This is a genomic window from Saccharopolyspora aridisoli, assembly GCF_004348445.1.
Classification (GTDB): Bacteria; Actinomycetota; Actinomycetes; order Mycobacteriales; family Pseudonocardiaceae; genus Saccharopolyspora; species Saccharopolyspora aridisoli.
Window position 1 is genome coordinate 131,899 of the sequence record NZ_SMKV01000002.1, and the last position, 24,521, is coordinate 156,419.

21 protein-coding genes are annotated in these 24,521 nt (G+C 66.6%); 10 read left to right on the top strand and 11 right to left on the bottom strand.

What is annotated here, in order from left to right:
* Nucleotides 1-697: 697 nt before the first annotated feature.
* From E1161_RS02110 to E1161_RS02130, 5 genes are all read left to right on the top strand, one after another.
* Entirely contained in the window at nt 698-3,637 is a 2,940-nt protein-coding gene (locus E1161_RS02110; RefSeq protein ID WP_132618955.1) for a sensor histidine kinase, read from the top strand.
* A 32-nt stretch (nt 3,638-3,669) separates the two neighbouring features.
* On the top strand, nt 3,670-4,110 hold the full coding sequence (locus E1161_RS02115) for a roadblock/LC7 domain-containing protein (protein WP_132618957.1): 441 nt from the start codon (nt 3,670-3,672) through the stop codon (nt 4,108-4,110).
* Nucleotides 4,111-4,435: 325 nt separating this feature from the next.
* Nucleotides 4,436-4,771, top strand: a complete 336-nt coding sequence (locus E1161_RS27845) for a DUF742 domain-containing protein (protein WP_235874718.1) — start codon at nt 4,436-4,438, stop codon at nt 4,769-4,771.
* An 80-nt stretch (nt 4,772-4,851) separates the two neighbouring features.
* A complete protein-coding gene (locus E1161_RS02125; RefSeq protein WP_132618961.1) occupies nt 4,852-5,484 on the top strand; it encodes a GTP-binding protein in 633 nt (210 codons plus the stop codon).
* Between the two features lie 20 nt (nt 5,485-5,504).
* Nucleotides 5,505-6,398 carry a hypothetical protein gene (locus tag E1161_RS02130; protein WP_132618963.1) on the top strand — a complete coding sequence of 298 codons (894 nt, stop codon included), beginning with the start codon at nt 5,505-5,507 and terminating at the stop codon, nt 6,396-6,398.
* Here E1161_RS02130 and E1161_RS02135 read toward each other — a convergent pair.
* From E1161_RS02135 to E1161_RS02155, 5 genes are all read right to left on the bottom strand, one after another.
* Entirely contained in the window at nt 6,373-7,320 is a 948-nt protein-coding gene (locus tag E1161_RS02135) for a patatin-like phospholipase family protein (RefSeq protein ID WP_132618965.1), read from the bottom strand. The genes E1161_RS02130 and E1161_RS02135 overlap by 26 nt on opposite strands.
* A 62-nt stretch (nt 7,321-7,382) precedes the next feature.
* Nucleotides 7,383-7,817, bottom strand: coding sequence for an alternative ribosome rescue aminoacyl-tRNA hydrolase ArfB (gene arfB, locus E1161_RS02140; RefSeq protein ID WP_132618967.1), 435 nt, complete (start codon nt 7,815-7,817; stop codon nt 7,383-7,385).
* A 108-nt stretch (nt 7,818-7,925) separates the two neighbouring features.
* Nucleotides 7,926-9,293 (bottom strand): serine hydrolase domain-containing protein, encoded by a 1,368-nt coding sequence (locus E1161_RS02145; RefSeq protein ID WP_132618969.1) that lies wholly within the window; start codon nt 9,291-9,293, stop codon nt 7,926-7,928.
* A gap of 86 nt (nt 9,294-9,379) precedes the next feature.
* Nucleotides 9,380-10,420 (bottom strand): CPBP family intramembrane glutamic endopeptidase, encoded by a 1,041-nt coding sequence (locus E1161_RS02150; RefSeq protein WP_235874719.1) that lies wholly within the window; start codon nt 10,418-10,420, stop codon nt 9,380-9,382.
* A 31-nt stretch (nt 10,421-10,451) separates the two neighbouring features.
* Nucleotides 10,452-12,575 carry a transglycosylase domain-containing protein gene (locus tag E1161_RS02155; protein WP_132618971.1) on the bottom strand — a complete coding sequence of 708 codons (2,124 nt, stop codon included), beginning with the start codon at nt 12,573-12,575 and terminating at the stop codon, nt 10,452-10,454.
* Between the two features lie 290 nt (nt 12,576-12,865).
* Here E1161_RS02155 and E1161_RS02160 point away from each other — a divergent pair, with 290 nt between their 5' ends.
* The gene (locus tag E1161_RS02160) at nt 12,866-13,243 is read left to right on the top strand and encodes a hypothetical protein (RefSeq protein ID WP_132618973.1); all 378 of its coding nucleotides are present in this window, start codon (nt 12,866-12,868) and stop codon (nt 13,241-13,243) included.
* Here E1161_RS02160 and E1161_RS02165 read toward each other — a convergent pair.
* Both E1161_RS02165 and E1161_RS02170 read right to left on the bottom strand, forming a co-directional pair.
* Entirely contained in the window at nt 13,236-13,661 is a 426-nt protein-coding gene (locus tag E1161_RS02165) for a hypothetical protein (protein ID WP_132618975.1), read from the bottom strand. The two genes, E1161_RS02160 and E1161_RS02165, sit on opposite strands and share 8 nt — an antisense overlap.
* Before the next feature lie 184 nt (nt 13,662-13,845).
* Nucleotides 13,846-14,979 carry an MFS transporter gene (locus tag E1161_RS02170; protein ID WP_235874720.1) on the bottom strand — a complete coding sequence of 378 codons (1,134 nt, stop codon included), beginning with the start codon at nt 14,977-14,979 and terminating at the stop codon, nt 13,846-13,848.
* Nucleotides 14,980-15,122: 143 nt separating this feature from the next.
* Between E1161_RS02170 and E1161_RS02175 the strand changes: the two genes are divergently transcribed.
* The gene (locus E1161_RS02175) at nt 15,123-16,367 is read left to right on the top strand and encodes a M14 family zinc carboxypeptidase (RefSeq protein WP_132619208.1); all 1,245 of its coding nucleotides are present in this window, start codon (nt 15,123-15,125) and stop codon (nt 16,365-16,367) included.
* A 174-nt stretch (nt 16,368-16,541) separates the two neighbouring features.
* Here the strand turns inward: E1161_RS02175 and E1161_RS02180 are convergent, their stop codons facing one another.
* Together E1161_RS02180 and E1161_RS02185 are read right to left on the bottom strand one after the other, a co-directional pair.
* Nucleotides 16,542-17,240 carry a DUF6319 family protein gene (locus E1161_RS02180; protein ID WP_132618979.1) on the bottom strand — a complete coding sequence of 233 codons (699 nt, stop codon included), beginning with the start codon at nt 17,238-17,240 and terminating at the stop codon, nt 16,542-16,544.
* A gap of 107 nt (nt 17,241-17,347) precedes the next feature.
* A complete protein-coding gene (locus tag E1161_RS02185; protein ID WP_132618981.1) occupies nt 17,348-18,835 on the bottom strand; it encodes a flavin-containing monooxygenase in 1,488 nt (495 codons plus the stop codon).
* A gap of 82 nt (nt 18,836-18,917) precedes the next feature.
* Between E1161_RS02185 and E1161_RS02190 the strand changes: the two genes are divergently transcribed.
* The 3 genes from E1161_RS02190 to E1161_RS02200 all read left to right on the top strand — a co-directional run bounded on the left by E1161_RS02190 (nt 18,918) and on the right by E1161_RS02200 (nt 20,938).
* Nucleotides 18,918-19,523, top strand: a complete 606-nt coding sequence (locus E1161_RS02190; RefSeq protein ID WP_328591201.1) for a TetR/AcrR family transcriptional regulator — start codon at nt 18,918-18,920, stop codon at nt 19,521-19,523.
* Nucleotides 19,524-19,707: 184 nt separating this feature from the next.
* Nucleotides 19,708-20,487 (top strand): hypothetical protein, encoded by a 780-nt coding sequence (locus E1161_RS02195; protein ID WP_132618983.1) that lies wholly within the window; start codon nt 19,708-19,710, stop codon nt 20,485-20,487.
* Between the two features lie 202 nt (nt 20,488-20,689).
* On the top strand, nt 20,690-20,938 hold the full coding sequence (locus tag E1161_RS02200; protein ID WP_235874721.1) for a hypothetical protein: 249 nt from the start codon (nt 20,690-20,692) through the stop codon (nt 20,936-20,938).
* 60 nt (nt 20,939-20,998) lie between these two features.
* Here the strand turns inward: E1161_RS02200 and E1161_RS02205 are convergent, their stop codons facing one another.
* Nucleotides 20,999-23,218, bottom strand: coding sequence for a 3-hydroxyacyl-CoA dehydrogenase NAD-binding domain-containing protein (locus E1161_RS02205; protein ID WP_132618985.1), 2,220 nt, complete (start codon nt 23,216-23,218; stop codon nt 20,999-21,001).
* Nucleotides 23,219-23,232: 14 nt separating this feature from the next.
* On the bottom strand, nt 23,233-24,447 hold the full coding sequence (locus E1161_RS02210; RefSeq protein WP_132618987.1) for an acetyl-CoA C-acetyltransferase: 1,215 nt from the start codon (nt 24,445-24,447) through the stop codon (nt 23,233-23,235).
* Nucleotides 24,448-24,521: the final 74 nt, after the last annotated feature.

The following is a 24,521-nucleotide window of genomic DNA, read 5'->3' on the forward strand; positions in this document are numbered from 1 at the left end:
GACTTGCGATGCCAACCAAGGCGGGAGTCTAACGATCACGCCGCTCCACTTGAACCACAGCAGCGACACAGCACACCAACTGATGAATTCTAAGATCACTGACCGTGATTGAATCTGAAGGGAGCCCATGCCCCCTCGAGACCGGAACGGAATCAGGCCAGCTCGCAAAACGACACTTCAAGGTCCATTTTCCCTGGTCGACCGCCTGATTAGGCGAGGGTAACACGATGCGAGCGAGGGGACATACGCATTGCTTCCGCCCCCTTTGTCACCCAGTCGGCGAAATTCTCTCCAATGGGTGACTAAAGCGCATCCAACCTCCGCAGCAATGAACACGATCAGTGTCCAAAGTGCCCAATGAGCTCCCGCGCACCCGCGAAGATGATCTCCATCGACTCGAAGCCACTGGTCAGTGCGCTGAATCCAAAACAGGTGGAAGATCATTCCGGTGATGTAGTGTTCTGCACGCCGACGACCGGTGAGAACAATTCGATGCCACCGCGATCACCCCCGACATCGCAGCGACTATCGGATACCGCCGTCGAGACCGCACGGCCACCCGCGAGAACCCCCCGGAACGCAGGCAGCGCCGCCAACCACGAATGACCTGCCGCGCCTCGGAGGCGGGCCGGTCCGCCCACCACACGAACGCGCAGTTGGCGATGAAAGCTTCGACCGCGCGGGAAAGGACTGCGTCGTGAGCAGCGGAGTAGAAGACTCGCCCGCGAACGCGACCCGGGCATCCATGTGGTCGCGCGCCACGTCACGAATCTTCACGTGGCACAACTGGAAGCTCCCGGTCAAGATCGCCGCCGTCGTGCTGGTCCCAGTCATCTTCGCGATCGTGCTTGGCGTCCTTCACATTCGCGGTCAGATCACCGAAGCCAGCAACTACGAGCAGATGGACCGCGTCGTCTCGGCCGGCCGCGCCGTGCGCACCGCCGTCGACAGGTTGCAAGAGGAACGCAGCCAGGCCGCGGAATTCCTGGCTCGCGGCCAAGTGACCAACGCGGACGTCAGGAACCGGTTCGCCGCCTCCGACGAAGCACTGGCCGAGACGCAACGTCTGTTGAACGCCGCGCCGGACAGCGACGCCGTTCGGTACGCCGAACAGGAGACCGAACGGCAGTCGACCGAGCTCGACCCGGTCCGCGAGCTCGTGCTCGGCGGACGCGTCGACCCCGGCATCACCGCCCACGCCTACACCGAGCTCATCGACGTGATGCTCGCGCTGGACCGCACGCTGATCAGCCAGATCTCGTCCTCGGAGCTGGTGGCCACCGCCACCACCGTGCACGAGCTCGCCAAGATCAGCGAAGAGGTGCAGCTGCAACAGGCCCTGGTACTCACCGGCCTGTTCCGCGACGACTTCACCAGCGACAACCTCGCCCGCCTGGCTGCGAGCGAAGCCCGCCGCACCGCGGCGGTCAAGGATTTCCGCGCCGCAGCGGACCCGCAGCAGCGCATCCGCTACGACCAGCTCTACTCCAATCCTCAAGTGCCGGCTCGCGAAACTTCGGTCCAGCTGGCGATTGCCGAGCAGAACGACACGCGGTCCACCCTGTCGTCGCACCTGGTGTCGACGGCGACGTGGAAGGACCAGTCGAACGCCGCTACCCAGGCGCTCAACACGCTGCAAACGCAGCTCGACCAGCAGCTGCACCAAACCGCGTTCAGCCTGCAGGACACCGCGGGGAACCTCGCCGGTCTCGAATCGGTCATCCTGCTCACCGCACTGCTGATCGCCGGGGCGATCGTGGTCATGGTGGCGAGGCACCTGCTCGGCTCGCTCAGGATGCTGCGGCACAGCGCGCTCGACACCGCCAACCACCAGCTCCCCAACGCCGTCGCCGACATCCGCGCCGGACACGCGCCACAGGCCGTCCGACCGGTGCCGGTCAACACCATCGACGAAGTCGGCGAAGTTGCCCGAGCCTTCGACGACGTGCACACACAGGCGGTCACCCTCGCCACCGAGCAGGAAGAACTCCGCCGCAGCTTCAGCGACTCGTTCATCAACGTGTCGCGACGCAGCCAGAGCCTGCTCGAACGTCAGCTTCGACTCTTCGAGCAGCTCGAACACGACGAAGAGGACCCTGACCAACTGGCAACGCTGTTCCAGCTGGACCACCTCGCGACCCGAATGCGCCGCAACAACGAGAACCTGATGGTGCTGTCCGGCGCCGACCTGGCACGTCGCTTCACCCGGCCCACCACGCCGGTCGATCTCCTACGCGCCGCGATCTCGGAGATCGAGCACTACCCGCGGGTCAACGTGCAGCAACTACCGGACACCAAGATCGTTGGCTACGTGGCCAGCGACCTGGTGCGGCTGCTGGCCGAACTGCTCGACAACGCTGCGAACTTCTCCGCGCCGCAGACGCAGGTCCTGGTGTCGGGGGAGCGAAACCGCGATGGCTCGCTGCGCATCGACATCGACGACGACGGCATCGGCATGAGCCCGGATGAGCTCGCGGAAGCCAACCAGCGCCTGAACTCCGAAGAGGAGATCAAGCAGTCGACATCTCGGCGCATGGGCTTGTTCGTGGTGGGCCGTCTGGCACGCAGGCACGCCATCCGGGTGGAGCTGATGCCCGGCCAGAATGACACGGGCCTGCGGGTGTCCACGACCCTTCGGCGGGACCTGCTGATCGACGACGTCTCGCTCCCCTCCCCGCGCACCAACGGCGTCTACCGGCCCGGACACGACGACGACACGCTGATCAGGCAGTTCGACTGGGAGGCAGCCGAACAGGACGCGATCAGCATCCCGCCGACCCACAACGGGTTCCACCTGTTCCGCAGTGCCGAGGACGAAGACTCGTTGAACGACCTCTTCAGCACTCAGGAAACCTCCGCGGAGCCGCCGCCTGAGGTGGAGGTTCCCGGTACCCCTGAGTCAATCCTCGACGAGCTGTCGTCGGCGTGGTTCTTGGAGCGAGAGGACGGAGACCCGGACGCGGAACCGAAGCTCCGCTGGCCCGACGAGACCGACGACACTCCGGTCACCGAGATCTTGCCGTGCGTAAGGCTGGAAGAGAGGGACCCTTCCTCCGATGAGGCCTTGAGCACGGCCGACGAGGACTCCCGCGACTGGACCTTCGCCAGCGATGAGGGTCAGCAACGCGCTGAGGAGGTCGCGGCCTCCGAACCGACCGAGTTCACCTCGGCCGGATTGCCCCGGCGGGTTCCGCTGGCGAACCTGGTCGCCGGCAGCGCTGACCGGATGGACAACGACGAAGTGCGTCCCGCACGTGACCCCGACCGGGCGCGGGGCAGGCTGGCGAGCTTCCAAGCAGGCGTCCAGCGTGGCCGTCACCGTCTGAACCAAGCCTCGCACGTCACAGCAACGAGTGCGGAACAGCCGCTCACCCCCCAGCTGGACCCACCCGAGGATGGCAACGCAGAGGCGGCGGAGCAGCAGGCCGGGAACGAGGCGCCGCAGTTCACGCCGTCGGGCCTGCCACGCCGGACCCCGAGAGCCCAGCTGGTATCGGGATCGGTCACCGATCCGACCGCCACACCACCGCGCGACGCCGACGTGACGCGCGGAAGGTTGGCCAGCTTCCAACGCGGTGTCCGCGCGGGCAAGCACAGCCTTCGCGACCCGCAGCCGTCCACGGATGAGACCCGGTGATCCCCGAATCAATCAGGAAGGAAGGAGGCGCCATGAACGCCCAGAATTCCCAGCCGAGCCAGTTCGGTTGGCTCGTCACGGACTTCACCGAGCGGGTTCCCGGTGTTGCCCACGCAGTCGTCGTATCGGCTGACGGACTTCTGCTGACCGCCTCGGCGAAACTCCCCACCGACCGCGCAGACCAGCTCGCCGCCGTCGCGTCCGGCCTGCTCAGCCTCACCCAGGGTGCGGCTCGGTGCTTCGAGGCGGGCGCTGTCACCGAAACCGTCGTCGAGATGGAGCGCGGTCTGATGCTGCAGATGGCGATCAGCGACGGCTCCTGCCTGACGGTGTTGGCGGCGCCTCAGTGCGACATGGGTTTGATCGCTTACGAGATGACCTTGTTGGTCGAGCGCGTCGGTCAGATCTTGACGCCGGAGCTGCGTTCTCAACTGCAGGGAACAAGCCGAGTGATGACCGGACAGTCGGTGTGAGGCGACGATGAGCGAAGGTCCGGACCCGACCGGGCAACACCGGCGGCGCCCCTCCGGCCCGCCGAAGAGCGAGAGCGTGGCGGGAGTTTTCAACCGGTTCTCCCCGGACAGCGGTCGACGCGGGTGGCGCCGCAAGCGTGCGCAGAAGGATCCCGGGCCACAGGGCACGACCGAGTCGGAGGAGGTCAAGGACGCCTCCCAACCCCGGTCAGCCTCCCCCGGCGCAACCACAGCACCACAGGCGGCCGGTGGTCGCGGCAACCCCGCTCCGCCGACTGCGGCCAGCTCCCAGACCGCACAGGATGGTTCGCCCACCGGCGAAGCGATGTCCACCTCCATCCGCCCGTACGCGTGGACCGGTGGCCGGACCAGGTCCAACCACCACCTGGAGCTGGAAACGCTGGTATCGGCGAGCGGTTTCTGCACGCCGGGGAGGTTGCAGCGGACCGAGCACCACGCCATCGCTGAGATCTGCCAGCACCCGCGGTCGATTGCCGAGGTCGGCGCGATGCTGGGAGTTCCTCTCGGCGTGGTGAAGGTCCTGCTCGGCGACATGGCGGACCTGGGTTTGGTCACGGTCCACGAGACGGTCAGCGACAACAGCAGCTCGTCGCACTTCTCGTTGATGGAACGGGTCCTGAGCGGACTTCGCCGGCTCTGACTTCCCCCGGCGCGCGGATCTCCTGAGCAGCGTGCCGAACGCAGAAACCCAGCTTTGACCTGATGACTGAGTAGGCAGACATGAATCCTGATGCGCAAGCCCAACCCGAATACCCCCGCAGGTCCCCGCCGACCACCTCCGCGAAAATCGTCGTCGCGGGTGGTTTCGGCGCCGGCAAAACCACGTTCGTCGGATCAGTGTCGGAAATCGTGCCGCTGACCACCGAAGCGGTCATGACCGAGGCCAGCCACGGCATCGACGACCTGCACGCGACACCTAACAAGCAAACCACGACGGTGGCCATGGACTTCGGTCGTCTGTCGCTGGAATCGAACCTGATCCTCTACCTGTTCGGCACGCCTGGTCAGCATCGGTTCTGGTTCATGTGGGACGACTTGGTGCGCGGAGCGATCGGTGCGGTCGTCCTCGTCGACACGCGCCGGCTGGCCGACTGCTTCTCGGCCATCGACTTCTTCGAGGATAGGGAACTGCCCTACATCGTTGGTCTCAACTGCTTCGACGGCAATCTTCAGCACCGGGTTCAGGAGGTCCGAGAGGCGATGGCGATCCCCGACCACGTTCTGATCGTCACCTGCGACGCCCGAAACCGGCAGTCCACCAAGCAGGCTCTGATTCGGTTGGTCGAATACGCGATGCGGTGGTGGATGCAGAAGCATCCGGAAGAGCAGGGGAGCCTTTCTGCCACCCGCTGAGCGGTCTTCTCGCGGTGGGTATGGGTACGTTCCGCCCGGCGGCTGGACTGACCGGAACGTTCCCATATCCACCCAGCGAGCCGGTAATCACCCACTCAGGTGAGCACGACACACGCATCGACCGTGCCTGCTACACCAAATCGGCGCCTGATTTGCGGATAGTTCTACGCATGCAGAAGACGACCGCCGCAAAAGCCGCCGCTCTGAGCTCCCACCGCCGCGTGTACCGGGTCAGTGAACTGACCAAGCTCGGGATCAGCCAGTCCACGGCTTATCGCTGGGCCCGTGCCGACGGCCCGTGGACTCGTCTGGCCCCAGGAATCGTGCTCGTCGCGCCCGGCCCTGCGACGGTGCGGGATCGCATCGACGCAGCTCTGCTTCGCGCCGGGCCTCACGCGATGCTCACCGGGCTGCACGCGGCTCGTCTGCACGGCTTGAAGTCCCCTCCGGAATCAGCCGACATCCACGTCCTCATCCCGCATCGACAGAAGATCCAGAGCTACGCGGGCACCAGGTTCGAGCGCACCACCCGACTACCGAAACCCGTTCTCATCGACGGGATTCCAGTGGCGCCGCCGGTGCGCGCGGTGATGGACGGCGCTCGCACCTTCATGTCGGCGGCGTTGACCCGGAAGATCCTCTTCGAGGCGATCGAGGCGGAAAACCTGTGCCGCTTCGAGGAGCTCGTGGCCGAGATGGAGAGTGGAAGCCGGCGGGGAACGGCCGTGCCCCGCGCGACGCTGCGCGCCTACAAATCCGGCCTTGAACCTCCACGAGATCTCCTGCGCGTGGCACTGACACCCGCCTCCGGGCCACCGCCACCACGTGCCGTGCGACCGCGCCGACGTTCCCTGTGGAGCGCGGGACGGTTGCTCAGCCGCACCGTCCTCAGAACGCTGGTGCCGAGTCCGTGATCCCGAACTGCTCGTCACCGACAGGTCTTCCGGCGATGTTGACGGGACGTCCTGCTCGAACGGGTGTGGCTTCGGGGAGCCAGCTGCGGGCGACCCGCCAGGCGCTGTCGATCAAAGCCCCGGAGTGCGCGAAGGAGTAGGGCGACAGCCCGACGATGGAAGGAGCCGGCACCACGTACAACTCGCAACGTGGCGCGTTGACCTGCATGTCCAATCGTGCTGCGGAAACCATCGCCGCACCCAGAGCAGCGCCGTTGACACCACTGATCGAGCGCGGCGGTGTCTTCGGCGGCGGCCAAGTCGCGATCGAACCGATTCCGCGTCGCCGATCCTGGGTGAACTCGAACGGCTCAGTACCGCCGCAGGGGAGCACGAACACCCGTTGTGCACCCTGCTCAACCGCGCGGCTGATGGGCATGAACGCGGCAGGTCCACCATCGACGAGCCAGCGCCCACCGACTTCCACAGGAGGGAACATCCCGGGGATCGAGCACGACGCCACCAGCGGGGGCAGGGCAGGGCCGTCTTCGAAGTAGACGGCATCACCGGTGTCGAGGTCGGTCGCGGTCACTGTCAGCGGGATCGCGCCCTGCTCCAGCCTGCGGAACGGCAAGGTCTCGTGCACCCAGCGGGCCAGGCCGTGGTTGCCCATGACGTGGTTGGACAGACCGAGCTTGCCCGCGAGGAGCCTGGTGGGCTGGATTGGGAACACGTCGGCTCGCCGCATCGACTTCCACAGGTCGCGCAGCTTCTCAGCACCGCGCGTGGTCGGATCACCGGCCAGCCACGCCGCGTTGAGCGAGCCCGCAGAGGTTCCCACGACGAGATCCGGGACGATGCCCGCCTCGAACAGTGCCGTGGCCAGACCTGCCTGAATGGCCCCGAAGGTGGAGCCGCCGGGCATGACCCATGCTGTGCGCATCAGCTCGCTCCCTCCTGCGTTCACCTGTGCGCAAGAGTAACCAGGAACGCGGTATTCGCAGCTCAGGCGTCGCCGGCGTCACCTCGTCTGCGCTGACGTTTGACTTCAGCGCGCCGTTTCTTGCCGGCGAGTCGTCGCCTTTGCGATCCCTTCGTCGGTTTGGTGGGGCGGCGCTTCGCAGCGGGGGGTGCGACGGCGGAAGCCAGCACAGCGACGAGGCGTTCCCGTGCGGCTTGGCGGTTGGCCAGCTGAGCTCGGTTCTCGGATGCGGTGATCGTGAGCACGCCGTCGACCAACCGGTTCCCGAGCCTCTCTAGCGCGCGAGCACGCAGTCGCTTGGGGACCGAGGATGAGCGCGCCAGGTCGAACGAAAGCTCCACTCGCGAGTCGGTGGTGTTGACTCCTTGCCCGCCTGGCCCGGACGACCTGGAGAAGCGCTCGGACAGCTCCGCGGGCGGAATGCTCCAGCCACTCGTGATCGGCAGGTCGTCGGCCATACCGCAAGCATGCCGCACGGGCTCTGCTCGGCATAGTCGCGCCCACCTGGGCAGCTTGGGTCCCTTCGTCCTCGATGGCTTGGCAGGGAGGAACCCAAGCTGCGCAGATCAGCTGCCGGCAGGCCGCCATCCTGCAACGCCACCGGGTACCGGGGCGTCTGAGGCGTATGGGGTGCGAGTGAAGATGAACGTGTTGAGGTTGAGGTGGTTGGGCGTGCCGTCGGCGTCTCGACCGATGCGCAGGATCTCGCCCGCGTAGTAGCCGTCCAGCCCCGTCCAGGTGCCGTCACCGTTGGGGCGGAAGCGCGAGGCCCTTCCTCGACGGCCGTGCCCGAGCCTGAGGTCGAGGAGTCCGTTGCTGAGCACGCGCAGCACGTGCGGCGACGGGCCCCAGTACCACTCACCGGTCAGTTCCAGCAGCCCCATGTCCACGTCCGGTCGCGGGATCCAGGGCTTCGGGATTCGTGGTTCGTGCTCGGCCAAGGCGTCAAGCAGGTCCGTGCCCAGCGCCCCGGTGACTCCAGCCGTCGTGTTGGCCATGAAGATCACCGCCTCGTTCTCGGCGGGGTCGGTCCACACGCTGGCCAAGAAGCCCGGCATCGAACCGCTGTGCCCGGCCAGGCGACGCCCGTTGTGCCGCAGCAGCTGGAAACCGAGTCCGTAGCCGGAGCGCCACTCCGGCCCGTCGTCCACCGAGCCGGGCACGCGCATCTCGGCCACCGTGTCCGGGTGGAGCACCTCGCCGGTGTCGCCCAGGACGAAGCGGGCCCACCGGACCATATCGCCATAGGTCGACCACAACTGCCCTGCGGGCGCCATCGCCCCAGCGTCCTCCGCAGGTTCCGGCAACACCACGTCAGCCCACGGGTGGACCGCGAATCCCTCAGCGTGGGGCGCGACCGGACTCAAGGTCGTGCGGTGCATGCCGAGCGGCCGCAAGATTTCGCGCTCCATCACCTCGTGCCACGCGGCGCCACGAAGCCGGGCGACCAGTTCGCCCAGGATTCCGAAACCCACGTTGGAGTAGTGGAACTGGTGGCGTGGGGTCGGGCGCAGCGCACTGTCGTCGACGGAGGCGAGCAGCTCCTCCGGGCTTCCGCCCGGGGTGCGCTCCCACCACTGCCCTGCGGGCTCGGCGGTCAGGCCGCTGCGCTGGCTGAGGATCTCTCCGATGCTGCGGTTGCCGAGCGAGGTCCCCGGCAGGTACTCGTCAAGCTTGTCGGCGAGGTCGAGACGGCCCTCGTCGCGCAGCCGCATCACGAGCACGCCCACGAACGTCTTCGTGATCGACCCGATCCTGTATTGGGTGTCCGTCGTGGAGGAAGCTTCGTTCACCTGGCCACGGGAACCGAACCAGACCGTCTCTCCATCACGCACGAGGCCGGCGATCAAGGATGGAACACGGTTTTCACTCTGCTCCACGGCCAGGCGCCGCAGCAGCACGCGCTGGGTGGAGGGCAGCAGACTCGTCACCATGCCTCAATGCTTGCACGCCAAGATCCCAACAGCGCGTGTTTCGCTACCGGCTGGAGCGAGGTGGCAGAAAGGCTCCTCTGCGCCGATCACGCCTTTCGGCTGCGACGCTCGACCCCCTTGCTGATCCCTTGCCTGGTGATCTCGAAGCGCACGGGCAGCCTGCCGATCATGATCAGGACGAGGATGAGCAGGATCAGCACGATCCAGCCGCTCCACCCGAGCAGGCCGACGCTGGCGTTGTCGACGGGGTGACCGGCCTGGCTGAAGATCACCGCCATCGTTCCCGCTGAGTTGAGGAAGCCGTGTGCGATCGCGGCCGGCCACACGCTGTCGGAGGCGAGCCTCAACCAGCTCAGCAGGGTTCCCACGAGCACGCAGAAGCAGCCCATCATCAGGAAGGACACCACGATCGGAACCGTGGGGTAGTTGTAACCGAGGAGCAGAATCGGCGCGTGCCAAAGCCCCCACAGAACACCTGTGGTGAGGAAGGAACCTGGCTGGCCCAGCGGCAGCAGGGCTTTGGTCAGGTACCCGCGCCAACCGAGTTCTTCGCCGAGCGCCGGCAGCGTGTGCACCCATCCGAACAGGAAGACCTGGGCGAGCTGGGTCAGCGCGAGCGCCGTTGGTGAGGTCTGGTTCTGCTCACCGACGACGGTGGCGCCGAACTGCTCCACGAGCCCCGAGAACCCGGTCCAGTCCGACTTGTAGACGCCGAGCAGGTAGCCGACCAGCAATGCGAGCAGCACTGCCAGCAGGGGCCCGACGCACCCCAGGACGGCGTATCTCCACCAATTCTTGATCCCGCCGGGGTTGGTGAGTCCCAACGCGCGCAACGAGGCGCTGCTCGGACTGATCCACTTGGTGACCACCACTGCCGCGACGGAAGGCATCAACATCATGAGGGTGAGAGCGACCGGCGCCCATTCCCACGACAGTCCTTCACCGGTCAGCCACATCGGCGTGGTCAGCAACCAAGCAGGCGCATAGGCGAGAACCACGAAGTAGACGGTGCCGCGAACATCCACTCGATCACGTTCGAGAACCACGGAGGCATTTTGCCAAGGATTTCTGAGTTCTTGCTGAGTACGGCTCGATGGCACGAGAATGGGGACCTTCGTGCCATTCACATGGCAGGAAGGTCCCCATCCTCACATCCATTTACGGCGCCGGTGCCGCGGGCGGCGCCGCGGGGGGCGGTGGTGTTCCCGGCAGAGCGACGACCGGTAGGCCGCTGTGGATCTTGGTCATCGCGTCGAACCACGTTCGCGCAGGCACCTTGCCGCCGTAGATGTTGCCGCCACCGCCGCACAGGTAGGGCGGCGAGTCTCCGCCACCGTCGCAGATGCCTTCCGGGCGCTTGCCGTCGGAGTAGGTCAGCACGGCACCGGCCATCTGCGGGGTGGCCGCCAAGAAGGCTGCGGACTTGTGCTCCTGGGTCGTACCGGTCTTCCCGATCATCGGGCGCGCCCACTGGACGGCCTGCGCCGCCGCGCGGGAGGTTCCCTCGGTGTCGTCCTTGCTCAGCCCTTGCGCGAGAGCGGTCGCCACTGCCGGTGCCACCGCCTGCTCGCAGGCGGGCTCGCCGAGCTGCACCGGGTTGCCGTAGCGGTCCTTGACCTCTTCAATCGGGGTCGGCGGGCAGTAGACGCCATCGCTCATGATCGTGGCCGCGACGTTGGAAAGCTCCAGCACGCTCGTCGGCGTGAAGCCGAGGGTGAAGGATCCGTTGTTGCGCCGCTTGATCGAGTCGCCCAACGAGGGCCCGTTCGAGCCGTCGTCCTTGAGCGTCGAACCCAGCGAGTTGACACCGTTGATGCTCTTGCGCATGCCGAGCTTGGCGGCCATGTCGACGGCGTTGTTCAGGCCGGCCCGTTCCAGCAGCGCCACGAAGCCGGTGTTCGGCGAAGTCGCCAACGCCATCTGCAGCGTTCGCGGTCCCGGCCTCACGCCATCGGCGTTGTGCACGGTGTAGGGCGCCTGCCCGTTCTTGTAGATGCGTGAGGTGTAGCTGGCGGGGACATCGATCGTGTCGTAGATGCTCATGCCGCGCTCGATCGCAGCCCCGGCGGTGAAGATCTTGTAGATCGAGCCCGCGCCGAAGGGCTGCACACGGCTGACGATGTCGTAGGCCGTCTGACCCTTGCTCGGGTCGTTGCCGAAGTCGCGGTTGGCGACCAGGGCGCGGACCTTGTGCTTGTCCTTGCCCGGTTCGACGACCGACATGGCGTTGGCGATGCCTTCGGTCTGGGTCGGGACCTGCTTCTGGGCGGCCTGCTTGGCGGCGTCGGAAGCGGTGCGGTCCAGGGTGGTGCGCACGGTGTAGCCGCCGACCTTCAGCTTGTCGGTGTCGATGCCGTAGCGCTCGAGGTAATCCCGGACGTAGGTGCAGAAGAAGCCGTCGGTGGTGCCGTCGCCGATGCCGACGCACCCGTTCGGGGGCCGCCCCAGCGGCGACAAGACGCCCAAGGGCTCCTTCTTCGCGATCTCAGCGTCTTCCTCGGTGATGCGGATGTCGTTGTTGCTGTCGGCCATCAGGTCGATGACCAGGTTGCGCCGGGCCAGCGCGTCCTGCGGGTTGCTGTTGGGGTTCAGCGAACCGGGCTGGTTGACCACAGCGGCCAGCAGCGCCGCCTGGGCGATCGTCAGCTTGTCAGGAGTGGTGCCGAAGTAGGTCTGAGAAGCAGCGCCCACCCCGAAGGTCTGGTTGCCGAAAGGCACCACGTTGAGATACCCGGTGAGGATCTCTTCCTTGGACATGGTGCGTTCCAGCTCGACGGCGATTTTGGCTTCGCGGAGCTTGCGGGCGACCGTGGTCTCCTTGGCCTGCTCCGCCTCCAATTCGGTGGTGGCCGAGACGTGCACCAGGTAGTTCTTCACGTACTGCTGGGTGATCGTGGACGCGCCCTGCGCGGTCTCGCCGCTGCTGATGTTCGTCGCGAGTGCGCGGATCGTGCCGTGCCAGTCGACGCCGCCGTGATGCCAGTAGCGCTTGTCCTCGACAGCGGTGATGGCAGCCTTCATGGTGTCGGCGATCTGCTCCGGGTGTGTTTCTACCCGGTAGTCCTTGAAGAAGTAGGCGATGGGTTTGCCGTTGCGGTCGGTGACGGTCGACACCTGCGGCATTTCGCGTTTGGCGAGCGAACTCGACATTTTCGCCATGGCATGGGTGGTCTGGTTGACCATCGCCCCAGCCCCGGTCGCAACTGGCAGCAGTAGAGCCGCCACGAGTACGCCGGCTAGGACGCACAGTCCGAACATCTTCAACAGCACGCCGCTGCGCACGCCAGCCCCTATCACCAAAGTGTCCGCAAGATCCGGCCGCCGACCGCGCCAAGTGGCGCGAACCCTCGCTCCCGCTCACCGATTCCAGCCGCCGGGAAGAACCACCGGCTTCCACTGCCCGGAAGCAATCGGCATCCGTTTCGCTTTGCCGTCAACCAGTTCGTTGATATCACACCTGTCCGCGCGCTCAGCGTGCTGCCGAACAACTGAATTCGACTCGAAACCAACACGGAAACAGGTCGAGCAACTACACTTCGTGACAGAAGGGTTCCCTTGCTCGCGGAGGAAACATGACCGATCCGTTCCTGGATTCGCTCGCCAGCGCCCTGGGCGGGCAGGCGGCCACCGCGCTGGGTGCCGCTGGGACGATGGCGTTGGCGAAGGTCCGCGGATTGCTTCGCCGCAGGTCGCAGCAGGACCCTGAAACCCAGGTGGCCTTGGAGGCCGCCGAGCGCGACGACGCGGGCCCGGCTCAGGTCACGGCACTGGCGGAGCGGCTGGACCTGGTGTGCTCAGAAGACGAGGAGTTCGCCGAACTGCTGCGCCGCGAAGGCGCCGCCGTGCACGACGAGATCACGGCGTCGGACAACGTCGTCAACATCAACAACGGTCAGGTCAAGAATTTGGTGCAGACCCGCGAGATCAACGGCGGGATCACCTTCAACTAGTGCGCTGATCCGACTGGTCGAGCCCAGCGAGATACCGGTTGTACTCGGCCAGCTCCGGATCTTCATCCGGATCGACAGGCGGCGCCGGAGGCGGCACCAGCGGCCGTGACCGGCGTCGTTCCGGTCCTTCGGACGGCGCTGTGGCGGTGTCCTCCTCTTCCTCGGACTCGACGCTGCTCGCGGGTTCGGCCTCGCCGCGCTGCTGCGCGAAGTCCATGCGGATCATCTTGATCCAGAGGAAGATCGTGAAGGCGCCGAACAGCGGCCACTGCAGCGCATAGCCGAGGTTCTGGAAGCTCCCCCCGGCCTCGTGCGCGCGATCCCACTGCCACACGGCGAGGAAGCCGGTGGCGATCGTGGCCACGATGAACAGCGCATGCAGGAGCAGCCAACGTGGGGTCATCAGGCTGCGCAACACGCACCCGATTCTAGGTGCTCCCGCTGTACGGCGACGGCCCGGCACCGCTGCCCCCGCGTCTCAGCCACTGTGCCCGACCTCGGTCGTCTGCCCGAGCCCAAGGAACTCCTGCTGGTGAATGCGCAGGTCAGAAAGGTCTTCTTCGATCGTGGCCGTGCGGCGGGTGATCGGGAGGTTCCCTCGCTCACGCCCACCGGCGGCCGGCCAGGGCGCGGCAGGCGAGCAGCAGTGCGCCCGTGATCGCGAAGGTCACGGGGTAGCCGGATGCGGCGATGAGGACTCCGAACCCGATCGCGCCGAGTCCGTGACCTCCGTCGTAGGCGATGTTCCAGGCGGTGCTCGCGGTTGCCGAGTCGGCGCGTTCCAGCATGAGGATGAGGGTCGTGTTCTGAACGGCACCGAAGCCGGTGCCGAACACCGCCGCGCCTGCCAGCGCCACCGGGTCGGCAGTCCACGCGGCCAAGGCCAGCAGCAGCACTCCGAAGCCGCCGAACAGCACCGATGGCGCGAGGACGCCCTGCTGCCCGAATCGGTCTCCCAGGTGCCCGGCGAGCCACCGGCCGAGCATGGTGGCGGCGGCGAAGATCAACAGCGCTGGCGGTGCGACCGACGGGCTGACCGCCAGCGGCAGGAACGCCGTCAAACCCCCTGCCGCAGCCGTGTTGACCGCCATGACCGTCCAGGAGGGCAGCAGCGCGACCGGCCGGGCCTGCGTTCCTCGCTCCTGGTCGCGGATGCGCACCCGCTCGATGCCCAGGATCGTCAGCGCGGCGAGGACGGGGATCGCACCGGCGGCCCAGAACAGGGGGCCGAACCCGATCCGGCCGCTCAACCACACCCCGGTAGGCAGGAGGGCTACGTTGGGCAGGCCGATGGCGAGGCCGTAGTAGGCGGCCGCCCGGCCTCGTTGTGCGAGGGGCACCAGTTCCGCGGTCAGCGCCGAGCCGGTGACCGTCAGCACCCCGAACCCGATTCCGCGCAGCGCCGAGACTCCGAGCAACACCCACATGTCGCTGGAGAGCGCGAACAGCGGTGTCGGCAGTCCGATCATCGCGGTTCCCAGGGCGAACAGCCCGCGGCAGTCCATCTTCCTGAGCAACCATGGCATCGCCAGCTGCGCGAGCACCGTGACCAGCATGAACACCGCGTTCGTCGCACCCGCTGCGATCTCGCCCGCACCTCCGGCCACTGCCCACAACGGCACCACGGGCAGGAGCAGGGCATACCCGGAGAACCCTCCGACCGTCGCGATCAGCAAGTAGCGGAACGAGCGCTGCCCTAGCGGGGTCCGGGATCCGGTCGAGAAGGGTGTACGCACCTGCTCTTGATAGGTGGTGGACCTTCGCCTGTCCATTCGGCCTCGTCGAGAACCTTCCGAGATGTCCCCTCTTGGCCGATTGTGCGCTTTCTGTCGATCGACTTGTCTGGTTCCCCGTTTCGGCAACGGCAAGGAGTCCGGCAATGCAGAGATGGCAAGCACTGGCGTTGGCGGGTGTCGCGGTAGGCACCGCGCTGGTCCCCGCGACCGCAGGAGCACCACCGACCATGGCCGCACCACCCCCGTGCAGCGAGGAGCCTCGGGAGAACCCGATCACCGAGTTCACCAGCTACGACGAAATGCTGGTGGAGCTCGACCGCATCGAACGCGTCAGCGCCGGCCGCGTGGCCGTTGAAGACGTGGGCGCTTCCAACAAGGGCCGCGACGTGATGCTCGCGCGCGTGGGCACCGGGCCCAAGGTCGTGTTCGTCACGGCCGAGATCCACGGCAACGAGAAGACGGGCCCTGACGCCCTGCTCGACATCCTCGACTACTTGGGCACGTCGGACTCCACCACCGCGCAGCGAATCCGTGACCAGCTGACGGTGGTCGCCATGCCGAAGATCAATCCGGACGCCGGTTCTCTCGACCGGCGCGGCAACGACATGACCTGGCAGGAAGTTCAGTCCCGGTTCCCCCAGCTGGCCACGTCGCCACCACCGTGGAACTACATCACCGATCAGCGGCAGGGCGACGATTACTCGCATCGGCCGGGATTCGACGTCAACCGCGACTACCACCCGGACCTGGCGTACCAGCCGCAACCGCAGGACTTCCCCGGCAGCAGCGATCGGCCCGGCTGGTTCATCACCCCGGAGACGCAGACGGTCCGCGACGTCTACACGGGACTGCAAGCCGAGTTCGGTGCGGTTGACACCTATGTCGACCTTCATCATCAGGGAGCCTGCTACACGGTTCCCGGAACTGACAGGTTCGTGACCATGAGCCTGTCCGGCAAGTTCGTCGCGGACCCGGATACGCCCGAAGGTGCCGCCTTCGCCGAGTTCGCCGACAGCTATCGCCCGGAGTACTCCAAGCAACTCAACGTCGCGGCTTACAACGCGCTTCAAGACGCTGCGGAGCGCAATCCCGACTTCGGCGACATCACGTTGTACCCGCAGGACATCAACCTGCCCGGGACGGGTCTCGGAGCCTTCCAGCTCAACGGCAGCGGCGCCGTTCTGTTCGAAGTGCGCGGCCAGACCCAGACGCTCGGTGAACAACACCGCGAAATGCTCACGCGGACCGTTTACATCGGTCTGGACGGGATCCTTTCGTCCATCGCCTCGGGCGAGGTGACCCAGCTCGACCCGGCCGCCTACGACCAGATTCCGCCGACCGACCGCGGCCAGCGGACACTGCAGGGGACGACCGACATCGAGGACTGATCCCGATCACCGCTGCGCTGTCGTTGACAACCAGCGGCGTGACTAGAGCGACCCGGGAATCGGGAGGAGGCAGGAAGGTTCCCATGCTCCGCAGGTACTCCACGCGACCTTCGGGCACGGGCGTGATGGTTCAGGAGAGCGGGTCGTTGTCGTCCCCGCTGGGACGACAACGAGTCACTCGTCGAGTTCCTCGAGCGCCGCCTCGGCAGCTTCGAGCTCGGCTCGGAGCTGCTCGACGCGTGCGCGGTGCTGTTCGCGTGCGGCTTCGATCAGCGGCTCGACGGCCCCGGCGACGTCGTCGTGCAGCAGTTTCGCCGCCTGGGCGACGGCGTTGGCCGGCACCTGGGTGGGTTTGACCAGTTTCCGCTTGGCGTTGGCGACCTCGACGCTCCACTGACCGTCCTGGTCAGCGGTGAGCGTCACGACGGCACCGCCGACCGGCTGCTTGACCTGTCGCGGTTTGCGCCGTGCCGCAGCGGTGTCGGCGGGTTTGGCCGTGGCCTCGTTGCTCGGCTTGGCGGCGGGAGCTGGCGCCGGTTTCGCCGCGGGCTTCTCGACCGGCTTCGTCTCGGTCACCCGACTCGGTGTGCTCGCCGGAGTTCTCGCGGCGGGTTTGGCCGGCTCCGGCGTCGGCTTCTTGCGAGGCGGCTTGACCTGGGTGACTTCTGCGGTGGAGAAGGACAGGACGTCCTTCGAACCGGCCGGGCGGACCTGGATGAAGTCCCCTTCGGCCGGTTCGCCGAGCGCGATCACCTTCCCGGAGCGCCCTTCTTGGACTCCGACGGCAGAGCTGGTGAACCACACCGTCGGCGTGGTTCCAGCGCTGAGCTCCTCGCGGATTGTGCGCAGTTCATCGGACGACAGCGGTGACATCGCCGCCCCTAGCTAGGTGCGCCCCTGAAGGGGCTGCTCGACAGTGACTCGATCACCATATCGAACGCCCGTGCGAAGCTTCAACGGGGTGGGGCGATCCAATCACATCAGCGCGCGGTCACCTCGTAGTCGGACAGGTCCGCCTTCCTCGTGCGCATCCAGTACTTCCAGGTGAAACCCGGCCACAGCGTGCGGTTCACGCCGTTCTCGTCGAGGTACCAGCTCCGGCAACCGCCGACCGACCAGACCCCGTCGCCCAGTGCGGACTGGAGCTCGCGGTTGAAGGCGTCCTGCACCGGCTGACGAACGTCGACCTGGCCGATCTCACCCTTGTGAATTCGGCGGATGCAGTCGATCACGTAGTTCAGCTGCGATTCGATCATGAACACGACCGAGTTGTGGCCGAGGCCGGTGTTGGGGCCGAGGAGGAAGAACAGGTTGGGGAAGCCGGAGACGGTGATGCCGAGGTAGGTCTCCGCGCCGTCGCGCCAGGTGTCCTGGAGCTTGCGCCCTTCTCGCCCGACGATGGCGAGGTGGTCGTAGGCGTCGGTGACGTGGAAGCCGGTGCCGTAGATGATCGCGTCGACCTCGTGCTCCTGGCCATCGCCCGTCACCACGGAGTTCTTCCGGACCTCGGCGACGCCGCTGGTGTCGACGTCGACGTTGGACCGGTTGAGCGCCGGGTAGTAGTCGCTGGAGAGCAGGATGCGCTTGCAACCCATCGAGTAGTCCGGCGTCACGGCGTTGCGCAGCTCCGGATCCGAGATCGCCTTGCGGATGTAGCGCTTGGACAGCCATTCGGCGGCCTTGCCCAGGCGCTTGTTGAACACCGCGAAGAACCGGGCTTCGAGGATCCAGTACATCGCGACGCGCGCCGCGCGCTGCACCATCGGGACGCGGCGGAACAGCTTCTTGACCGACTCCGGGATCGCCCGGTCCGGCTTGGGCTGGATCCATGGGGGCGTGCGCTGGAACAAGCGCAGCTTCTGGACCTGCTCCGCAACGCGTGGGACGAACTGGATCGCGCTCGCGCCCGTACCGACGACGGCGACGCGCTTTCCTCGCAAGTCGTAGTCGTGGTTCCACTCCGCCGAGTGAAAGATCTCGCCTTCGAAGTCCTGCACACCCGGCAGGTCCGGGTAGCTGGGGATGTGCAGGGCGCCCACGCCGGACACCAGGGCGCGGCCAACGTACTCGGTGCCGTCGCCGGTGGTGACCAGCCAGGTCTTGGCCTGCTCGTCGTATTCGGCGCCGGTGAACTCCACGCCGTGGTGCACGTGGTCGCGGACCTGGTACTTGTCCGCGCAGTAGCTCAGGTATTCGTTGATCTCACCCTGCTCGGCGAACAACCGCGACCAGTTCGGGTTCTGCTCGAACGAGAACGAGTACATCAGCGACGGCACGTCGCAAGCGCAGCCCGGGTAGGTGTTGTCCCGCCAGGTCCCGCCGAGGTCGGAGGACTTCTCCAGGACGACGAAGTCATCGATGCCGGCCTGCTTGAGCTTGATCGCCATGCCGAGACCGGAGAACCCGGCTCCGACGATGACGACCGAGGTTTCGTATCGACGCTGGCCAGGCGACTGCTTCTGCACCATCAGAGCCCCTCCTCGGACACCGGCACCTTATCTACTCCGCGGTAGGCTACTACGAGTAGGTTACTTGCGGTAGGGTTGATCCGTGACGAGGTCTACTGCACCGGCCAGCGGCCGCAAGCGAATGTCCCGGGCTGAGCGCGAGACGCAGATCCTGGAAGTCGCGGAGCGGGTTTTCGCCGACGACGGTTACCAGGCGACCTCGATGGACGACATCGCCAGCCAGGTGGGCCTGTCCAAACCGATGCTCTACGAGTACTTCGGCTCCAAGGAAGGGTTGCTGCTGGCCTGCCTGCAGCGGTCCAAGGCCGAACTCCTCGAAGCCACCAGCCGCGCCGCCGCCGAGGCCACCAGTCGCGAGCAGAAGCTCTACGACTGCCAGTTGGCCTTCTTCCGCTTCAGCGACGACCACGCGCAAGCCTGGGCGCTGCTGCGCAACGAGTTCTCCATCCCCAGCGCCTCGGTCAACACCGAGCTGGAGGCCATCCGCGTCCAGCAGCGCAACTTCACCGCGGACCTGCTGCGGTCGGTTTGCGAAGGCCTCGACGACGAGCAGGCCGAGGCCTACGCCGAGGCGATCATCGGAGCCAGCGAGCGGCTCGCCCTCTGGCGCGACCACCACCCGGAGGTCACCGCCGAGAAGGCCACCGAGCACATGATCGCGCTGTTCGCTCCGGGCCTGGGCTTCTAGAACCACCGCCGGGTGCGGGGTGCGGAGCGGTGCATGGGAACCTTCCTCCCACTGCCGCACCCCTGCCAACGCACAGACTTTCACTCGTTCGTGCTGCATTCGCCGCCTGCGGCTCAAGATCCTCTACAGCGTCTCCGATGTCGAGTCAGCCGTGCCAACACCCCCGACTCGAGGAGATCCAATCTTGCGCTCCTGGACCACGCGCACAGTCAAGGCGGCCGTCATGGCCGCGAGCCTCGCCACCGTCGGCACCGGTGCCGCGAACGCGGCGGGAACAACCGACATCGAAAAGCCCGATCTGACGTCCGTTCCGGACGAGATCACCGCCGGAATCCCGGCCCACGCCTGCCAGATGCAGGAAGGGCCCTCGTTTAGCACCACCAAGGCACCGTGCGCCGACACACAGCTGGACGTGAGTTCACCGAACGTCATCAAGAAGGTCGGCGTGGACATCACCAAGACCGGGCACGGCGTCGCCGGTGAGCTGCAGGACGGCCGTCCCGTGCTCGCCCCCGGCAAGACGAACCGCGTGCTCGGACACGTCTTCGCCGAGACCACCCGCGTTTCGAAGATGACCGGGACCCGGCCGACCGTCGGTGGCTCGGTGACCCCGGGCCACCTCGGCGTGGTGCACGAGCACACGCCCGACGCGGCGCTGCTGGACACCGAGATCGGCCCGCGCAAGCCGAACCACCAGGGCTTCTCGGCGGTGGACACGGCCGTGGCGCTGACCGCCGCCCAGGGCTACGAGTCCGAACCCATCAGCAACCCGGTGGCCCTGGTCGCACCGACCCCGCAGAACAACCCGCTGCAGGCCTCCGGTGAGCCGCTGACGCTCGCCAAGCCCAGCGACGTGCTTCCCGCGACGAAGAACGCTCCGGTCGTGTCCGAGGCCGACAAGGTCGTCAGCGGAGTCGCGGAAGCTCCGCTGCAGCGGATCAGCGGTGTCCTGCCGCTGAACTGAGCAACGCGCAGCTGACAATCCACAGTGGACTGTCTAGGCACATCACTCCATCGAGGGTATTCGGCTGAAAACGCCGTTCTAAGTTCGACTTGAGCGCGCGCCATGCCGCAAACTCTGCCGCGCGACACCGGAGAAGCGCAGGAATTCCCCGTGCCGCAGGGGTTAACGCCCTGAACAACAGTCATCCATAAGGAGAACCACAGTGCGTACCGCTGCACGTATCGCCGGCGTTGCCGGCGCCGCCACCGCCATGCTGGCCCTGGCCGGCCCGGCGTTCGCCGACAGCGCGGACAACGAGGGCGTCAACGGGGCGAACGACAACAACATCAGCGCCGTTCCGGTGCAGCTGTGCGGGGACAACGTCGCCGTCCTCGGCGCGGTTGCCCCGGTTCTGTCGCCGCAGACCCCGCAGTGCGTCAACGCCCCGGTTGTGGACCACCCCGAGGGCTGAGCTCGCTGAGCTAACGACGAGGCGCCGGGCCGTTCGGGTCCGGCGCCTCGTCATGTCAGCTCACTCGGCCGCAGTGGCCTTGACGATCCCCGCGTCCGGCTCGCCGCTGTCGAACGGCTCGCCGTTGGCAGCACGCTTGACCAGCGACTCCGGCGGCTGGAACCGGTCGCCGTAGCGCTCCGCGAGTTCGCGGGAGCGAGCGACGAAACCAGCCAAGCCACCCGGGTAACCGTTCATGTACTGCACGACGCCGCCGGTCCACGGCGGGAAGCCGATGCCCATGATCGAGCCGATGTTGGCGTCCGGCACGGATGTGAGCACCCCCTCGTCGAGGCACTTCACCGCTTCCAACGCCTCGACGAACATCATCCGCTCGATCAGGTCGGTCAGGTCGACCGAGGCGGGGTCGGTGTCGGCGGACCCGAAGTGCTCCACCAGACCCGGCCACAGCCCGGTCCGCTTGCCGTCGGCGTAGTCGTAGAAGCCAGCACCGCCGGAGCGACCGGGACGGTCGAACTCCTCCACCATGCGGTCGATGACCTGCTCGGCAGGGTGCGGAACCCATGTGCCGCCAGCAGCTTCCACGGCCGCCTTCGACTCGTCGCGGATCTTGCGGGGCAGCGTGAGGGTCAGCTCGTCGAACAGCTGCAGCACCGGAGCCGGGAACCCGGCCTGCGAGGACGCCTGCTCGATGGAAGCCGGGCGGATCCCCTCGGCCAACATCGCCACGCCCTCGTTGATGAAGGTGCCGATGACCCGGCTGGTGAAGAACCCGCGGCTGTCGTTGACCACGATCGGCGTCTTGTTGATCTGACGCACCACGTCGAACGCGCGGGCCAACGTGCGGTCGCTGGTCTGCTCGCCCGAGATGATCTCCACCAGCGGCATCTTGTCGACCGGCGAGAAGAAGTGCAGCCCGATGAAGTCCTCGCGCTTGCGGACCCCTTCTGCGAGGTCGGTGATCGGCAGCGTGGAGGTGTTCGAGCACAGCAGTGCGTCGTCGTCGATGACGTCCTGGATCTCGCCGAAGACCTGGTGCTTGAGCTTGAGGTTCTCGAAGACCGCCTCGATGACCAGGTCGCAACCCGACAGCGGCTCGATCTGGTCGGTCGCGGTGATGCGTCCGAGCAGCTCGTCGGCCTTCTCCTGCGTGGAGCGGCCCCGGGCGACTGCCTTGTCCAGGATCTTCGCCGAGTAGTCCTTGCCCTTCTCGGCGTTCTCCAGCGAGACGTCCTTGAGGACGACCTGCATGCCTGCCTTGGCGCAGACGTAGGCGATGCCTGCTCCCATCATGCCGCCGCCGAGAACCGCGACCTTCTTCGCGTGGAACTCCGGTTCACCGTCGGGACGGCTTCCACCGGCGTTGATGTGCTGCAGGTCGAAGAAGAACGCCTTGCTCATGTTCTTCGCGGTCTGGCCGCAGACCAGCTCGACGAAGTAGCGGCCCTCGATGTCCAGGGCTGTGTCGAAGTCGACCTGGCTGCCCTCGACCGCTGCGGCCATGATGTTGCGCGGCGCGGGCATGGGGGCGCCCTTGAGCTGCTTGCGCAGGTTGGCCGGGAACGCGGGCAGGTTGGCGGCGAACTTCGGGGACGACGGGGTGCCACCGGGGATCTTGTGCCCGGGGTCGTCCCACGGCTGAGCGGCCTCCGGGTTGGCCTTGATCCAATCCTTGGCCTTGGTCAGCATCTCCTCGGGAGTGTCGACCAGCTCGTGGATCAGGCCGGTCTTGAGTGCCTTGTCCGGTCGCAGCTGCTGCCCCTGCAGCAGAACGTTGAGCAGCGCTTCGGCGATGCCCAGCAGCCGCACGCTGCGCACCACGCCGCCGGCGCCGGGCAGCAGCCCGAGGCTGACCTCGGGGAAGCCGAAGCGGGCCGTGGGGTTGTTCAGCGCGATGCGGTGGTGGCAGGCCAGCGCGATCTCCAGGCCGCCGCCGAGCGCGGTGCCGTTGAGCGCGGCGACCACCGGCTTGCCGAGCGTTTCCAGTCGCCGGAGCTGCTTTTTGACGTTGGCCGTGGCCGTGAAGACGGACTCGGCGTCGCAGGGACGGGCTTGGATGAGTTCACGCAGGTCGCCACCCGCGAAGAAGGTCTTCTTCGCGGAGGTGAGGACTACGCCGGTGATGTTGTCGCGCTCGGTTTCCAGGCGGTGCAGGATCACGTCCATGCTGGCCTGGTAGCGCAGGTTCATGGTGTTGGCCTGCTGCTGGGGATCGTCCAGGGTCAGCACGACGATTCCGTCGGCGTCGGACTCCCAGCGGATGGTGTTCTGCTCGCTCATGTCTGATGTGTCCCTCAGCCGATCCGTTCGACGATGGTCGCGATTCCCATGCCGCCACCGATGCACAGCGTTGCCAGGCCGTATCGGAGGTTGCGGCGTTCGAGTTCGTCGATGACGGTGCCCAGGATCATCGCGCCGGTAGCACCCAGCGGGTGGCCCATGGCGATGGCACCGCCGTTGACGTTGACCTTGTCGTGGTCAACGCCGAACTCCTTCATGAACTTCAGCGGAACAGCGGCGAAGGCCTCGTTGATCTCGACAAGATCGATCTGCTCGATGCTCATGTCGGCCTTGGCCAGCGCCTTGCGCACGGCCGGTCCGGGGCCGGTGAGCATGATCGTCGGGTCGGCGCCTGAGAGCGCCGCGGAGACGATGCGGGCGCGCGGCTTGAGCCCGGTGCGTTCCCCCAGGCCCGCGCTGCCGATCAGCGCCAGGGCGGCGCCGTCGACGATGCCGGAGGAGTTCCCGGCGGTGTGCACGTGGTCGATGTTCTCGACCCAGTGGTACTTCTGCAGGGCGACGGAGTCGAAACCGCCCATCTCCCCGATGTCGGCGAAGGAGGGCTTGAGACCGCCGAGGGAGTCGGCCGTGGTGCCGGGGCGGATGTGCTCGTCGCGGTCGAGGACGGTCACGCCGTTGCGGTCCTTGACCGGAACCACGGAGTTGCCGAAACGGCCGTCGGCCCACGCCTTGGCGGCGCGGTCCTGCGACTCGGCTGCGTAGGCGTCGACGGTGCCGCGGTCGAAGCCTTCGATGGTGGCGATGAGGTCGGCGCCGATGCCCTGAGGCACGAACGACGTGGCGTAGTTGGTCTCCGGGTCCATCGCCCAGGCTCCGCCGTCGGAACCCAGCGAGACGCGCGACATGGACTCGACACCGCCGGCGAGGACCGCGTCTTCCCAGCCGGATCGGACCTTCTGCGCTGCGATGTTGACGGCCTCCAAGCCCGAAGCGCAGAAGCGGTTCAGCTGGACGCCGGCGACGGTCTCGGGGAGACCGGCGGCGAGCGCGGCGGTCTTGGCGATGTCGCTGCCCTGATCACCGACGGGCGAGACCACGCCGAGCACGACGTCATCGATCAGCGCGGGATCGAGCTGCGGATGACGGCGCTGCAGCTCATCGATCAGGCTCACGGCGAGGGTGATCGGCTTCACCCCGTGCAGCGAACCGCTTTTCTTTCCACGACCCCGCGGTGTGCGGATCGCGTCGTAGACGAACGCCTCGGACATGTGTGGCGTGCCTCCTCATTGCGGCAGGTGCTCCACCCAGAGTGTGACACCAATGCTGTCACAGTCAATGACCA